This window comes from Cellulosimicrobium sp. SL-1 (genome assembly GCF_011033075.1).
Classification (GTDB): domain Bacteria; phylum Actinomycetota; class Actinomycetes; order Actinomycetales; family Cellulomonadaceae; genus Cellulosimicrobium; species Cellulosimicrobium funkei.
This window is the reverse complement of record NZ_JAACJC010000005.1, coordinates 16,196-30,927: the sequence shown is the minus strand read 5'-3', so window position 1 is coordinate 30,927 and position 14,732 is coordinate 16,196. Positions and strand designations below refer to the sequence as shown.

General features: G+C 75.7%; 13 protein-coding genes. 8 read left to right on the top strand and 5 right to left on the bottom strand.

Features of this window, described 5'->3' with window-relative positions; translation table 11 throughout:
* Positions 1-38 precede the first annotated feature (38 nt).
* Positions 39-2,333: an MMPL family transporter gene (locus tag GWJ10_RS08620; protein ID WP_241005727.1), complete on the top strand. Its 2,295-nt coding sequence runs from the start codon at positions 39-41 to the stop codon at positions 2,331-2,333.
* On the opposite strand, the gene GWJ10_RS08615 is transcribed toward GWJ10_RS08620, so the two are convergent.
* On the bottom strand, positions 2,246-2,959 hold the full coding sequence (locus tag GWJ10_RS08615; protein ID WP_076405441.1) for an HNH endonuclease family protein: 714 nt from the start codon (positions 2,957-2,959) through the stop codon (positions 2,246-2,248). The genes GWJ10_RS08620 and GWJ10_RS08615 overlap by 88 nt on opposite strands.
* A gap of 172 nt (positions 2,960-3,131) precedes the next feature.
* On the opposite strand from GWJ10_RS08615, the gene GWJ10_RS08610 reads away from it, so the two are divergent.
* The gene (locus GWJ10_RS08610) at positions 3,132-4,172 is read left to right on the top strand and encodes a Gfo/Idh/MocA family oxidoreductase (RefSeq protein WP_163186884.1); all 1,041 of its coding nucleotides are present in this window, start codon (positions 3,132-3,134) and stop codon (positions 4,170-4,172) included.
* 88 nt (positions 4,173-4,260) lie between these two features.
* Entirely contained in the window at positions 4,261-5,781 is a 1,521-nt protein-coding gene (locus tag GWJ10_RS08605; RefSeq protein ID WP_163186882.1) for a hypothetical protein, read from the top strand.
* 82 nt (positions 5,782-5,863) lie between these two features.
* Here GWJ10_RS08605 and GWJ10_RS08600 read toward each other — a convergent pair whose 3' ends face one another.
* The 3 genes from GWJ10_RS08600 to lpdA all read right to left on the bottom strand — a co-directional run bounded on the left by GWJ10_RS08600 (position 5,864) and on the right by lpdA (position 10,157).
* Positions 5,864-6,757, bottom strand: a complete 894-nt coding sequence (locus GWJ10_RS08600; protein ID WP_009864240.1) for a TIGR01777 family oxidoreductase — start codon at positions 6,755-6,757, stop codon at positions 5,864-5,866.
* Positions 6,758-6,926: 169 nt separating this feature from the next.
* Positions 6,927-8,744: a 2-oxoglutarate dehydrogenase, E2 component, dihydrolipoamide succinyltransferase gene (gene sucB / locus GWJ10_RS08595; RefSeq protein ID WP_163186879.1), complete on the bottom strand. Its 1,818-nt coding sequence runs from the start codon at positions 8,742-8,744 to the stop codon at positions 6,927-6,929.
* 30 nt (positions 8,745-8,774) lie between these two features.
* Positions 8,775-10,157 (bottom strand): dihydrolipoyl dehydrogenase, encoded by a 1,383-nt coding sequence (gene lpdA, locus GWJ10_RS08590; protein WP_061269200.1) that lies wholly within the window; start codon positions 10,155-10,157, stop codon positions 8,775-8,777.
* Between the two features lie 224 nt (positions 10,158-10,381).
* Here lpdA and GWJ10_RS08585 point away from each other — a divergent pair, with 224 nt between their 5' ends.
* On the top strand, positions 10,382-10,729 hold the full coding sequence (locus tag GWJ10_RS08585; protein WP_240696781.1) for an oxidoreductase: 348 nt from the start codon (positions 10,382-10,384) through the stop codon (positions 10,727-10,729).
* An 84-nt stretch (positions 10,730-10,813) separates the two neighbouring features.
* On the opposite strand, the gene GWJ10_RS08580 is transcribed toward GWJ10_RS08585, so the two are convergent.
* Positions 10,814-12,319 (bottom strand): leucyl aminopeptidase, encoded by a 1,506-nt coding sequence (locus tag GWJ10_RS08580; RefSeq protein ID WP_034652934.1) that lies wholly within the window; start codon positions 12,317-12,319, stop codon positions 10,814-10,816.
* An 89-nt stretch (positions 12,320-12,408) separates the two neighbouring features.
* On the opposite strand from GWJ10_RS08580, the gene GWJ10_RS08575 reads away from it, so the two are divergent.
* The 4 genes from GWJ10_RS08575 to GWJ10_RS08560 are packed head-to-tail and all read left to right on the top strand — an operon-like array spanning position 12,409 to position 14,639.
* Entirely contained in the window at positions 12,409-12,765 is a 357-nt protein-coding gene (locus GWJ10_RS08575) for a hypothetical protein (RefSeq protein WP_034652936.1), read from the top strand.
* Between the two features lie 16 nt (positions 12,766-12,781).
* Positions 12,782-13,324: a hypothetical protein gene (locus GWJ10_RS08570; protein ID WP_240696778.1), complete on the top strand. Its 543-nt coding sequence runs from the start codon at positions 12,782-12,784 to the stop codon at positions 13,322-13,324.
* Positions 13,321-14,433 (top strand): quinone-dependent dihydroorotate dehydrogenase, encoded by a 1,113-nt coding sequence (locus GWJ10_RS08565; RefSeq protein ID WP_163186877.1) that lies wholly within the window; start codon positions 13,321-13,323, stop codon positions 14,431-14,433. Before GWJ10_RS08570 ends, GWJ10_RS08565 begins: the two co-directional genes overlap by 4 nt.
* The gene (locus GWJ10_RS08560; RefSeq protein ID WP_061269427.1) at positions 14,430-14,639 is read left to right on the top strand and encodes a hypothetical protein; all 210 of its coding nucleotides are present in this window, start codon (positions 14,430-14,432) and stop codon (positions 14,637-14,639) included. Before GWJ10_RS08565 ends, GWJ10_RS08560 begins: the two co-directional genes overlap by 4 nt.
* The last annotated feature ends 93 nt before the right edge of the window (positions 14,640-14,732 follow it).

Below are 14,732 nucleotides of genomic sequence, written 5' to 3'. Positions count from 1 at the left end.
TCCGCGGACTGATCATTGTCGCAGTCATCGGTCTCTGGATGGCCATCGGCGCACTGGGTGGTCAGGCGCAGGGTCGTCTGAGCAGCGTGCAGACCAACGACGCCGCGGCGTTCCTGCCGGCGAGCGCCGAGTCGACGCGCGCCGCCGAGGTCGCGCAGGAGTTCACCGACTCCGAGACGCTGCCCGCGCTCGTCGTCGCGACGACTGGCGATGGGAGCGCGCTCACGCCCGACGACCTCGCGGCGCTCGACGCCTACGCGCAGGCCGTCCCCACCGCACCGCTCGATGGGACCTCGGGCGACGAGCCCGCGACCGTGGGGGACGTCTCGATCGCCGACCCGGTCCTCGTGCCGTCCGAGGACGGGGAGGCCGCGCTCGTCGTCGTCTCGCTCGACGCGTCCGTCGCGTCCGACCGCATCGGGGCGGACGAGAGCAGCGTGAGCGAGCTCGCCGTCGGCGCGCTGCGCGACCTCGCCGCCGCGGACGCGGCCGACGGCGGCCTCGCCGGCACGTCGCTCGACGTGTGGGTCACCGGCCCCGCCGGGTTCGTCGCCGACCTCGTCACGGCCTTCGGCGGGATCGACACCGTGCTGCTGCTCGTCGCGCTCGGTGCGGTGCTCGTCATCCTCGCGGTCGTCTACCGCTCGCCGATCCTGCCGTTCATCGTCATCCTCACGGCCGTGCTCGCGCTGACGCTCGCCGGTCTCGTCGTCTACGAGCTCGCGGCGGCGGACGTCCTGACGCTCAACGGGCAGTCCCAGGGCATCCTCTCGATCCTCGTCGTCGGGGCCGCGGTCGACTACTCGTTGCTCGTGGTGGCCCGCTACCGCGAAGAGCTGCGCCTCGTCCGGTCGACGGCGACGGCGCTGCGTCGTGCCGTGCGGGCCTCGGTCGAGCCGATCGCGGCGAGCGCCGGCACCGTCATCGCGGGTCTGCTCTGCCTGCTCCTGTCCGACCTGTCGTCCAACCGCAGCCTCGGCCCCGTCGCGGCGATCGGCATCGCCGCGGCGTTCGTCGCCGCGCTCACGCTCCTGCCGGCACTCCTGCTCGTCGCGGGGCAGCGGTCGCGCGCCCTGTTCTGGCCGCGCATGCCGCGGTACGACGCCGACCACGCGGCCCACGAGGCCGCCGTCGCCCAGGCGTCGCCCGAGAACGAGAACAGCGTGAGCATCGACGGGCACGGCGTGTGGTCGCGCGTCGCGAGCTTCGTCGGGCGCCACGACCGGCGCGTGTGGATCGTCACGGCGCTCGTGCTGGCCGCGTGCGCGGCGTTCGTGCCGACGCTCGACGCCGAGGGGACCGGCGACTCGGAGGTCTTCCTCGCGGACGTCGACTCCGTCGCGGGCGAGGAGGCGCTCACCGCGCACTTCGAGGGCGTGTCCGCGCAGCCGGCGACCGTCATCGCGCCCGAGGCGGACCTCGACGCCGTCGTCACCGCGGCCGAGGGCACCGACGGCGTCGCCGCCGCGACGCCCGTCACCGACCAGCCCGCCGTCGCCCCCGGGGCGCCCGCGCAGGGCGACCCGCTCGTCGTCGACGGGCAGGTGCGCGTCGACGTCACGACCGAGGCGCCGTCCGACAGCCAGGAGGCCGTGGAGACGGTCTCGGCGCTGCGCGACGCCGTGCACGAGGTCTCGCCCGAGGCCGTCGTCGGCGGTGCCGCGGCCGAGCGCCTGGACACCCAGCTCGCGGGGCAGCGCGACCTGCGGGTCATCGTGCCCGTCGTGCTGGTCGTGATCCTGCTGATCCTCATCCTCCTGCTGCGGTCCGTCCTCGCCCCCGTGCTGCTCATGCTGGCGAACGTGCTGTCGTTCGGGGCAGCGCTCGGCGTCGCCGCGATCGTCTTCAACCACGTGCTCGACTTCCCCGGCGCGGACCCGGCCGTCCCGCTCTACGCGTTCTGCTTCCTCGTCGCGCTGGGCGTGGACTACTCGATCTTCCTCATGACGCGGGTGCGCGAGGAGAGCCTGCGCGTCGGGACGCGGCGCGGCGTGCTGCGCGGCCTCGCGGTCACGGGGTCGGTCATCACGTCCGCGGGCGTCGTGCTCGCGGCCACGTTCGCCGCGCTCGGGATCATCCCGCTGCTCTTCCTCGCCCAGCTCGCGTTCATCGTCGCGTTCGGCGTCCTCGTCGACACCCTCGTGGTGCGGTCGCTCCTCGTGCCTGCCCTCGTGCACGACGTCGGGCGTCGCGCCTGGTGGCCGAGCGCCCTCGGGCGCCTGGACCGCGGACCGGCGGAACCGGCTCAGCCCGCCGGCAGCGGCTCGGCCGGGCAGTCCGCCAGCACGCGCGCCATCGCCTCGGACTCCGACGGCGTGACCGAGAGCTCGTAGGCCGCCTTCACGGCGATCTGCCGGGCGACGTACGGGCACCGGAACGCGTGGTTCGGGGGCAGCCACGCCGACGCGTCGCGCGCGCCCTTCGACTGGTTCGCCGGGCCGTCGGACGCGAGCAGGTTGAGGGGGTCGTTCGCGAACTGCCGCCGCGTCTCGTCGTCCCAGGCGCGAGCGCCCTTGCGCCACGCGTCGAGCAGCGGCACGACGTGGTCGATCTGGACCGCCGCGCTCGTGGTGTTGCCGCGGCGGAAGTCGATCGTCTCGCCCGTGTACGGGTCGTGGAAGGTCCCGGTCCGGACCTCGCAGACGTCGCCGCGGGTCGAGAAGGTCAGGTCCGTGAGGTCGCGCGCGAGGATGTCGTTGCGGGTGTCGCACCCGTTGCCGTCGACGTCGGCCCACGCCGGACCGAACAGCGCGCGCTCGTAGCCGGTGTCCGGGCCGGGGCCCTTGACCTCGAGGCCGGCGAGGGCCTCGAGCGCGCTCCCGGCGACCGGCTCCGGGTCGGTGTCCGCCGCGACGGACCGCTGGTTGATGACGTTCGCGACGACGATCGCGATCGCCAGGGCGATGAGGACGTAGCGCAGGACGCTCCGACGAGGGACCTGGCGGCTCGTGGTGCTCAAGGGTCGACCTTCCCGAAACCGATTCTCGGCCCGACCCCCGCGAGACGGTACGCAGCGCTCCATATCGGACCAACGCGCACATTCTGCCAGGTCGCCCGGAGTGCTCCGGCCCGCGCCCGACGTGCCCCGTGCGCCCCCGGCGCCCGGCCGCGACGCGGCTAGATTGGTCGGCATGGACACCGCCGCACGCACGCTCAGGGTCGGGATCGTCGGGTACGGAGGGGCCGGCCGCGGCATCCACGCACGTCTCGTGCGCGAGGCCGGGCACACCGTCACGGCCGTCGTCGTGCGCTCGCCGGAGCGACGCGCCGCCGCCGCCGAGGACTGGCCCGGCGTGCACCTGCACGACGACGTCGAGGCGCTCCTCGCCGACCGCGCGGCCTACGACGTCGTGGTCGTGGCCAGCCCGTCCGCGCTCCACGCGGACCACGCGACGGCGCTCGTGCGCGCAGGCGTCCCCGTCGTGGTGGACAAGCCGCTCGCCCTGGGCGCCACGGCCTCGCGCGCCGTCGTCGACGCCGCCGAGGAGGCGGGGACGCCGCTCACCGTCTTCCAGAACCGCCGGTGGGACCCGGAGCAGCTCACGCTGCGGTCCGTGCTCGACCGCGGCGACCTCGCCCAGGTCCACACGTTCGAGCGCCGCTGGGAGCGCTGGCGTCCCGTGCCGCAGCAGCGCTGGAAGGAGAACGACCTCGTCGGGGGCGGCCTGCTCCTCGACCTCGGGCCGCACCTCGTCGACTCCGCCACGCAGCTCTTCGGTCCCGTCACCGGCGTGTGGGCCGAGCTCCGCTCGCACACGACCCCCACCGAGGACGACGTGTTCCTCGTGCTCCACCACGCCCCGGACGCCGACGGGAACGCCGTCGTGAGCCGCCTCTGGGCGGGGTCCGTCGTCGGCGCGCCCGGCCCGCGCACGCGCGTCCTCGGCACGGGCGGGGCGTACGTCGTCACGACGTTCGAGAACGACGCGTCGCCCTTCGAGGTGTTCGACGACGCCGCGCCCGCGGGCACCCTCGGCTGGGTCACGCGCGGTCGCGAGCGCGAGCCCGTGCCGCAGGCCCCCGGCGGGCACGCGGACTTCTACCGCGCAGTCGCCGCGTGGTTGCTCGACGACGGCCCCGTGCCGGTCGACCCGCGCGACGCCGTCCGCACGGCCGAGGTTCTCGACGCCGCGCGCCGCAGCGCGCGGGAGGGTCGCCTGCTCGACGTGTGACGGGGCGCGCTGCACCCGACCTGGCCCAGGGCAGACTGGTCCTGTGGACGACGGCTCGCGCGGGCGTGTCGTGCGGTGGGATGGGGGCATGCCGTCGTCGCCCCGCCGCCCGCGCCCGCCCGGGCCGTCCGTCGCCGACCTCGCGCCGGCGCTCGCGGCGGCGGGGTGGTCGCTGCGGCGGGAGCCGGGTGCGGTCGGCGGGGTGGTCGCGCGCGACGCCGCCGGCACGGTGTGCGAGGTCGCGCTGCTCGCGGCGCCCGCGGACCCGAGCGCACAGGCCGCGCTCGTCGAGCACCTGCGCGGGCTCGGCGGGGAGCACGAGCATCTCGCGGCGGTGCGCGGCGTCATGGCGGCGGACGGGTCGTCGCTCGCCGTCCTCGTCGACCACGTCGGCGGGCTGCGCCTCGACGAGCTCGCCGCCGCGCGCGAGCCGCTCCGCGCCGGGGAGGCGGTGACGGTCCTCGTCCCGGTCGCCCAGGCGCTGACGGCGCTCCACCGTGAGGGTCGCAGCCACGGCGCCCTGGACGCCGCGTCGGTCATCGTCGCCCCGGACGGCCGGACGGTGCTGCGCCCGCCGCTGGCGCCCACGACGGCGTCGAGCGCCGACGACGTCCGCGACCTCGCCCGCACGGTCCTCGGTCTCGTCCCTCCGCCCGCGTCGAGCCACCCCGCGCACGCGGCGCCGCCCGACCCCGACGAGGCGCGGGTTCTCGCCGCGCTGCACGCGGAGCTCGCCGTCGCGCTCCGTGACGAGCCGGCCGCCCGTCCCGCCGTCGGGACGTTCGCCGCGCGCTGCTACGACGCCGTCGAGCCGCAGCCGATCGTCATGCCGGACCCCGCGCGCCTCGTCGCCGGCGCCCTGGCGGGTCGGCGAGCTCCCCGCCCAGCGGTGCCGGGGCGGCGAGCGGCCCGCGAGGACGTGGCCGCGGCGCCCGGCCGCCGTGGGGTGCGCGGGATCCCGGACCGCCCGCGGCGCGGGGCGCCGCTGTCCGGCCTCGGGCGCGGGGCAAGGGCCGGTGCGCACGCCCGCCGGCCGGACCGGCGGCGCCTCCGGTGGCCCGGCCGCACGACGACGGCCCCGGTCGTCTGCGCGGGGCTCGTCGTGGCGGTGGTCGTCGCGCTCACGGTCGGCACGCCGTGGCCCTCGCCCGTGCGCGACGACGGTCCCGCGACCACCCGCACGGCGTCGGCCGCGGATCCGCCGACCGACCCCACGCTCGACCGTGCCGACCCGCTCGGTGCGGCGCGCAGCCTCACCTCGCGGCGGCTCGAGCTGCTCGCGGACGGTGCCGGGGACCTGTCCGCGGTGGTGGTCGCCGGTTCGGCCGCCGAAGCGCGCGACGCCGAGCTGCTCGCCGCGCTCGACGGCGTCGACGTGGTCGGGGCACGGGCCGAGGTCCTCGACACCCGGCACGCCGAGCCCCGGTCACCGGGTGTCGACGAGGGGCACGGGGCCGAGGTCGCGACGGTGGCCGTGGACTACGCGGTGACGGCCCACCACCAGCGCACGGCCGCGGGCGTGGTGGCGGTGCCCGCCACGCCGCGGACCACGGTCGTCCTGGTGCTGCGGTGGACTGACGCGGGGTGGCGCGTCGCCGACGCGCGGTGACCTCGCCCGCGCCACAGGACGAGCCGTCGTCGAGCGCGCCGTCGCCCGTGCGCGGGGAGGTCCCGCCGAGGAGGAGAACCGGTCAACGGCTCTCGACGACCTCGCGCGCGGCGTCCTCCAGGACGGGGTCGGACCACGTGAAACCGCTCGCCTCGAGGACGGTGGGCAGGGCGCGCTGGGAGCCGAGGATGTCGGACGCGAGCTCGCCGAGCGCCACGTGCAGAGCGAACGACGGCACCGCGAGCACGGCAGGACGGTGCAGCGCCCGCGCGAGCGCCCGGGTGATCTCGGCGTTGGTCGCCGGGTGCGGGGCGGACAGGTTGACGGGGCCGTGCACGGGCGCGGTGAGGAGGTGCTGCAGCGCGGCGACCTCGTCGCGCAGCGTGATCCAGCTCCAGTACTGCGTCCCGGGGCCGAGGCGCCCGCCCACCCCGAGCCGCAGGAGGGGCAGCAGCCGGCCGAGCGCGCCGCCGTCGGGGGAGAGGACGATGCCGGTGCGGGCGTGCACCACACGGACCCCCGCCTGCTCCGCGGGAGCGGTCGCGGCCTCCCACTCGCGGACCAGCCGCGCGAGGAAGCCGTCTCCCGACGCGGACGTCTCCGTGAGCACCTGGGAGCCCCGGTCGCCGTAGTACCCGATGGCGGAGCCCTGGAGCCAGACCGGCGGCGGCGAGTCGAGGCCGGCGATCGTGCGGGCGAGCAACCCGGTGGTGCGCGTGCGGGACGTGACGAGCGTCCGCTTGTACGCCGTCGTCCAGCGGTGGTCGCCGATGCCCGCTCCGGCGAGGTTGACGACGGCGTCCGCCCCCGCGAGCACGCCCGGGTCCAGCCGGCCGGAGTCGGGGTCCCACTCGTGCTCGTCCGAGGTCTGCGGTGCGCGGCGCACGAGGCGGCGCACGTGATGACCGTCCGCGCGCAGACGTTCGAGCAGCTCGGTGCCGATGAGCCCGTGCGAGCCCGCCACGACGATGTCCATGGGGACACGCTACGGGTCTGCGGCGGACTCGGCACGGTCCGCGGGACGCATCCGCGGCCGGGAGGGAGGGACGAGCGAGGGCCCCGACCGGCGTGCGGTCGGGGCCCTCGTCAGCGTCGCGCCGGAGCAGGCCGGCGCGGTCCGCGGCGGGTGCCGCGGAGCGGGTCCGTCAGAGGCCGACCTCGGCCTCGAACGCGCCCTCCTCGATGCGGTTCTTGATGGTGGTGAGGAAGCGCGCGGCGTCCGCACCGTCGACCAGGCGGTGGTCGTAGGACAGGAAGATGAAGCACGTCGAGCGGATGCCGATCGTGTCGTTCCCGTCCACGTCCGTCACCACGACGGGGCGCTTCGTGATCGTGCCCGTGCCGAGGATCGCGACCTGGCCGACCGGGACGATCGGCGTGTCGAAGACGGCGCCGCCCGAGCCGGTGTTCGTGATCGTGAACGTCGCGCCCGCGAGCTCGTCCGGACCGACCTTGTTGGCACGCGTGCGCGCGCCGAGGTCGGCGATCTTGCGCGCGATGCCGGCGAGGTTGAGGTCGCCCGCGTCCTTGATGACGGGGACGACGAGGCCGCGCTCGGTGTCGACCGCGATGCCCACGTTCTCCTGGCCGTGGTAGGTGATCTCGTCCTCGGCGAAGGTCGCGTTGATCTTCGGGTAGGCCTTGAGCGCCTCGACCGCGGCGAGCGTGAAGAACGGCAGGAACGTGAGGTTCGCGCCCTCGCGTGCCTTGAAGTCCGCCTTGGCGCGGTTGCGCAGGGCGGCGACGCGCGTGACGTCGACCTCGACCGCCGTCGTGAGCTGGGCCTGCGTGCTCAGCGCCTCGACCATGCGGCTCGCGACCAGCTTGCGCAGGCGGCTCGTCTTCTCGGTCGTGCCGCGCAGGGGGGAGACCGCCGGGACCGACGCCTTCTTCGGGGCGCCACCGGCCGCGGGGGCTGCCGGTGCGGCAGCGGCGGGCGCCGCCTTGGCCTCCTCGGCCTTGCGGGCTGCCTCGAGCACGTCCTCCTTGCGGATGCGGCCGCCGACGCCCGTGCCCGTGAGGGACGAGAGGTCGACGCCCTTGTCCGCGGCGAGCTTGCGCACGAGCGGCGTGAGGTACGTGCCGCCGGCCTTGGCGGCCGGGGCCGGGGTCGCGCCAGGAGCCGACGGCGCGGCCGGCTTCTCCGCGGCGGGAGCGGGGGCGCTCGTCGCGGGGGCGGGCGTCTCCTCCTGCGCGGCCTGCGCGGGGACGTCCGCCTCGCTCGCCGGGGTGCGCGCCTCGGTCGGCGCCTCCTCCTGCTTCGGCGCCTCCTGCTTCGGGGCCTCCTGCGCGGGCTGCTCGGCCGGAGCGGCGGGGGCCGCGGCCGGGGCGGCACCGGAGCCGACGATCGCGAGCACGGCGCCGACCTCGACCGTCTCGTCCTCCTGGACGAGGATCTGCTGGACGGTGCCTGCGACGGGCGACGGGACCTCGGTGTCGACCTTGTCGGTCGAGACCTCGAGCAGCGGCTCGTCGACCTCGACGGTGTCGCCGACCGACTTGAGCCACCGCGTGACGGTGCCCTCGGTGACGGACTCGCCGAGCGCCGGGAGCTTGATCTCCTCGCCGCCACCGGCGGAGTCGCCGGACGGCGCGGGCTGCTCGGCGGGCGCGGGGGCGGCGGGCGCCTCCTGGGCGGCCGGCTGCTCCGGCTCCGGCGCGGCCTGCGGGGCCGGAGCCTCGGTCTCGGCCTCGGCGGGGGCCGGCGCGGAGCCGCCACCGCCCGAGCCGTCGCCGATCACGGCGAGGTTCGCGCCGACCTCGACGGTCTCGTCCTCCTGGACGAGGATCTGCTCGAGCGTGCCCGCGACGGGTGACGGGATCTCGGTGTCGACCTTGTCGGTCGAGACCTCGAGCAGCGGCTCGTCGACGGCGACGGTGTCGCCGACCGACTTGAGCCAACGGGTGACGGTGCCTTCGGTGACGGACTCGCCGAGGGCCGGCATCTGCACGTTCTCAGACATGACCTGCCTGGTCTCCTTCGATCGTTGGGGTCAGTTGTGGGCGTGCAGAGGCTTGCCGGCCAGGGCCAGGTGCGCCTCTCCGAGTGCCTCGTTCTGGGTGGGGTGGGCGTGGACCAGGGCGGCGACGTCCTCGGGGTACGCCTCCCAGCCCACGATCAGCTGGCCCTCGCCGACGAGCTCGCCGACGCGGGCGCCGATCATGTGCACGCCGACGACGGGACCGTCCTTGCGGCGCACGAGCTTGACGAAGCCGCTCGTCCCGAGGATCTTGCTCTTGCCGTTGCCGGCGAGGTTGTACTCGAGGGACTCGACCTGGTCGGCCCCCCACGTCTCGGCGGCGTCGGCCTCGGTGACGCCGACGGACGCGACCTCGGGCTCGCAGTACGTGACCCGGGGGATGGACGACTCGACGATCGGCGTCGGGTCGAGGCCCGCGATCTGCTCCGCGAGGAAGATGCCCTGCGCGAAGCCGCGGTGGGCGAGCTGGAGGCCGGGGACGATGTCGCCCGCGGCCCAGATGTTGCCGACGCCCGTGTGCAGGCGCTCGTCGACGATCACGAAGCCGCGGTCGAGCGTGAGGCCCTGCTCCTCGAACCCGAGGTCCGCGGTGCGCGGGCCGCGCCCGACGGCGACGAGCAGCAGCTCGGCCTCGAACGTCTTCCCGGACTCGAGGGTCACGGTGACCCCGGAGTCGGTCTCCTTGACGCCGGCGAACCGGTCGCCGAGCGAGAACGCGATGCCCCGCTTGCGGAACGCGCGCTCGAGCGCCTTCGACAGGGCCACGTCCTCGTTCGGCACGAGGTGGGGCAGCGCCTCGACGATCTGGACGTCGGCGCCGAACGACTTCCACACGCTCGCGAACTCGACGCCGATGACGCCGCCGCCGAGCACGACGACCGACTTCGGCACGCGGTCGAGCCGCAGCGCCTGGTCGGACGTGACGACCCGGCCCCCGATCTCGAGACCGGGCAGCGACCGGGCGTACGAGCCGGTGGCGAGCACGACGTGGCGGCCGGTGTAGCGGGTGCCGTCGACCTCGACCGTGTCCTGCGACACGAGGCGACCGTGGCCCTCGACGTACGTGATGCCGCGCGAGGAGACGAGTCCCTGGAGACCCTTGTACAGGCCGGCGACGACGCCGTCCTTGTACGCGTTGACCCCCGCCATGTCGATGCCCTCGAGCGTGCTGCGCACGCCGAACTTCGCGCCCTCGCGGGCGCCGTCGGCGAGCTCGGCCGCGTGGAGCAGCGCCTTGGTGGGGATGCACCCGTTGTGCAGGCAGGTACCGCCGAGCCGGCCCGACTCGACGAGCGCGACGTCGAGACCGAGCTGGGCGGCACGCAGCGCGGTGGCGTAGCCGGCGCTGCCTCCGCCCAGGACGACGACGTCGAATGGTGTGCCGGGTTCGGCCACGTGCGACTCCTTCAGCGAGGGGAGAGCGAGAGCGGGCGTCCACGGCACGACGGCGGGCCGGACGGGAACCGCTGACCCACGGTGCGTGAACGTTCTCCGGGAGCCATCTTGGCACCTCGGGGACGGGCTCCCCAATCGAAACCTGGGCCGTACGGCTGTGACGCTGGAGACAGCGCGCCCACCGTATGACCAGGGTCACGCTGTACCCTGCCGCTGTGCCCCGGCTGCCCAAGCTGTCCAGCCTGTTCTCCCGCCGTCCCGCGACCACCTCGTCGCCGGGCGGCGCCGCGGCCGCGCCGTCGGACGCCCGCCGCGCGACGCTCGCACACCTGCAGGAGTTCGTGCGCACGCGCGTCGGCGTCGAGGCGTACGTCGAGCCGCCCACGCCGGACACGGGCGCGACGCTCCTGCTCATCGCGACGACGGGGGAGTGGACACGGCGCCGCGTGCCTGACGAGAAGACGGCGTTCGACGTCGCCGGCTCGCTGGGGGTGCCCGTCTACAACGTCCGCTTCACCGGCTACCCGCAGCGCATGCGGGACTGGAACTCGCGCCAGCGCAAGAGCTCCTGACCGGGCCGCCCGCCGGGCGAGCAGGCGGTCCTGGTCCGTCGGGGCGACCGGACGGACCAGGACCACCTGCTCGGCGGGGTCGGGTCAGCGGCGGGCGCGGCCTTCGACCAGGCCCAGCAGGGTGCGGACGGCGACGCCCGTGCCGCCGACCGGCGTGTACCCGTGCGCGGAGCCCTCGTTGAACGCGGGGCCGGCGATGTCGAGGTGGGCCCACGGCGTCTCGCCGACGAACTCCTGGAGGAACAGCCCGGCGACGAGCATCCCGCCGAACCGGTCGCCGATGTTGGCGAGGTCCGCGACCTTCGACTTCAGCGACGCGCCCAGCTCCTCGGGCAGCGGCATCGGCCAGAACTGCTCGCCCGCGGCGTCGGCCGCCGCGACGACCTCCGCGCGCACGTCGTCGGCGCCCATGACCGCCGAGACGCGGTTGCCGAGCGCGACCATCTGGGCGCCGGTGAGCGTCGCGACGTCGAGCACGACGTCGGGCTTCTCCTCGACCGCGGCGACGAGGCCGTCGGCCATGACGAGGCGGCCCTCGGCGTCGGTGTTGAGCACCTCGACCGTCTTGCCGCCCCGGATCGTGATGACGTCGGACGGGCGCTGCGCGGTGCCGGACGGCATGTTCTCCGCCAGGCACAGCCAGCCCGTGACGGCCACGGGCAGGCCCAGGCGCGCGGCGGCGACGACGGTCTGGAGCACCGCGGCGGCGCCGGCCATGTCGGACTTCATCGCCTCCATGCCCTTCGCGGGCTTGATGGAGATGCCGCCCGAGTCGAACGTGATGCCCTTGCCGACGAGCGCGACCTTCGCCGCAGGGCGCGACGGCGTGTAGGCGACCTTGACCAGGCGCGGCCCGCGCGCCGAGCCCTGGCCCACGCCGACCAGACCGCCGTACCCGCCCGCGGCGAGCGCCTTGTCGTCGAGCACGGTGACCTTGAGGCCCTTGGCGCCGGACTCCTTGACGGCCTGCTTCGCGACGTCGGCGAACGCGGCCGGGTACAGGTCGTTCGGCGCCGCGTTCACGAGGTCGCGCGTCGCGTTGACCGCGGCGGCGACGACCGTCGCGCGCTCGACGGCGGCCTTCGCGGCGGCGCTGCGCGCGTTCGCCGCGAGGATCTCGACGGTCGCGGGCGGACGGCTCCCGGCCGACGTCGCGGCCTCGCCCGTGCGGTAGCGCGCGAACGTGTAGGTGCCCAGGAGCGCGCCCTCGGCGACGGCGGCGAGCTGCGCGTCGTCCTCGACGGGCAGCGCGACGGCGACCGACGCGGTGCCGGCGAGCGCGCGCAGCGCGGCCCCTGCCGCACGGCGCAGCGCCTCGGCGCCGAACGTGCCGTCGGCCCGGCGGGCGCCGAGGCCCACGAGCACGAGCACGCCCGCCTTGAGGTCGGGACCGGCGGGGACCTTGCGGACCTCGTCGGCGGCGCCCGTGATGCCGAGCGCGGGTGCGAGGTCCTCGAGGGCGGCGACCACCGGACGGGGCAGGTCGCCCCCGACGATCGCGACGCCGTCGGACGTCGTGTGGGTGCCGACGACGAGCGCGTCGACCTTGGCACCGGCGGGATTCTTGCTGGAGACGGTCAGTTCAGCCACCCCGCGATGCTATCCCCGGCCGCCCGCGGGGTCCGCCGGGCCTGTGGACGATTCCCGCGGCGCCCACCGCCCCCGGTACGCTCGGCGGCGTGGTCCTCCCCCTCCTGCTCCTCGTGGTCGCGGCGTGCGTCGCGCTCGCCGCCTGGGCGGTCGTGTTCGTCGCGCGCGACCGCGCGGTGATCCTGCGCCAGCTGTGGGGCGCCGCGGTGATCGAGGGGCTGATCCTCGTGCAGGCGGTCGTGCTCGGGGTGCTCGGCGCGACCGGGACGGCGCCCACCGACCCGGTGCTGCTGTGGGGCTACCTCGTGACCGCACTCGTCATCCTGCCCGTCGCCGCGCTGTGGGCGTTCGCGGAGCGCTCGCGCTGGAGCTCCGTCGTGCTCGCGGTCGCCGCGCTCACGGTCGCGTTCCTCGAGTGGCGGCTGTGGCAGATCTGGAACGCCTGACCTGGAGGCCCTCGCCATGAGCGCACCTGCCGCCCCCGACGGGGCGGACCCGGCGGCGACGCCCGCAGCGGGCGGTCGCCCGGACCCCCGTTCGGGGCAGCGCCGCACCAACGGCGGCTTCGGCCGGGTGCTCGTCGCCGTCTACGGGATCTTCGCGCTCGCCGCGACGGCCCGCGCCGGGGTCCAGCTCCTGCGCGACTGGCACGAGGCGCCGCTCGCCTACGCGCTGTCGGCGCTCGCGGCGGCGGTCTACGTCGTCGCGACGATCGCCCTCGCGCGGGGCGGCCGCGTCGCGCGCCGCATGGCGTGGCTCGCCGTGGGCGTCGAGCTCGTCGGCGTCCTGACCGTCGGCGCGTTCTCGCTCGCCGACCCCGAGGCCTTCCCGCGCGCGACCGTCTGGTCGGGCTTCGGCCAGGGCTACGGCTACGTCCCGCTCGTGCTGCCGTTCGTCGGGCTCTGGTGGCTCTGGCGCACCCGGCCCGCCGCGCCCGGCGTGACCACCCCGCCCCCCGCCGCCCCCACCACCCCCGTCACCGACGCCCCGGAGGACGCCGTATGACCCGCCGCCGACCGCTCCTCTACGGCCTCCTCTTCGACACCGTGTTCCGCCGGATGGACCCCGAGCGGGCGCACCACGTGGCGTTCGACCTCATCGGGTTCGCCGGGCGCGTGCCCGTGCTGCGCGACGTCGTCCAGGGGGCGCTCGCGCCCTACCTGGGCCGCGCGGCGGGGGGCCGGGGGAGCGTCGAGGTGCTCGGCAAGGTCTTCCCGGCGCCGTTCGGGCTCGCGGGCGGCTTCGACAAGGACGCCCGGGCGGTGCGCGGGCTGACGATGCTCGGCTTCGCGTTCGTCGAGATCGGCACCGTGACGGCGCACGCCCAGCCCGGCAACGAGCGGCCGCGCTTGTGGCGCGAGCTCGACGTCCAGGGCGTGCGCAACCGCATGGGGTTCAACAACGAGGGCGCCGCGGCGGCCGCGCGCCGGCTCGCGGCCCTGCGCTCGACGCGGGGCGGGCGTGCCGTGCTCGTCGGGGCGAACATCGGCAAGACGAAGGTCACGCCCGCCGAGGAGGCGGCCGCGGACTACGCGACGAGCGCGGGCCTGCTCGCGCCGTACGCGGACTACCTCGTGGTGAACGTGTCGTCCCCGAACACCCCGGGCCTGCGCGACCTCCAGGAGGTCGAGTCGCTGCGGCCGATCCTCGTGGCCGTGCGCGAGGCGGCCGACGCGGCCACGGCGGACGCGGGCGTCGACCGGGTGCCGCTGCTCGTCAAGATCGCCCCGGACCTCGCGGACGAGGACGTCGACGCCGTCGCCGACCTCGTGGACGAGCTCGACCTCGACGGCGTCGTCGCCGTGAACACGACGATCGGGCACGACCGCGGGCCCGGCGGCCTCTCGGGCCCGCCCGTCCGCGCGCGTGGCCTGGCCGTCGTCGCGCGCCTGCGCGAGCGGCTCGGGCCGCAGCGCGCGATCATCGGCGTCGGGGGGATCACCACCGCGCACGACGCGCGCGACTACCTGCACGCGGGCGCGGACCTCGTGCAGGGGTACACCGGGTTCCTCTACCAGGGCCCGCTGTGGGCGGCGCGGATCAACCGCTCGCTCGCGCGGCACCCCGAGCCCGGCGCGCACGTGCGGGGCGCCGACGCGAAGGAGGCACGATGATCCGGCCGCAGTGGGTCTGGGAGCTCGACGACGCCGAGGGGCGCGCGCTCGCCTCGCCGGTGAGCCCCGTCTTCACGACGCAGTACGACGCCGAGCAGTGGCTCGGCGAGAGCTGGCGGAGCCTCGCCGCAGAGGGCGCTGCCGCCGCCCGGCTTCTGCACGACGGCAGCCAGGCGACGGCGACGGTGGAGCTGCGCGTCCCCTGACCGGGTCGTCGGCGTCCTGACCTGGACGCACGGCCGGCCGGTCCTGCCCGGGCGACACGGGCGCGCGAGCCCGTCGCGCGCCGTCGCCCCGGG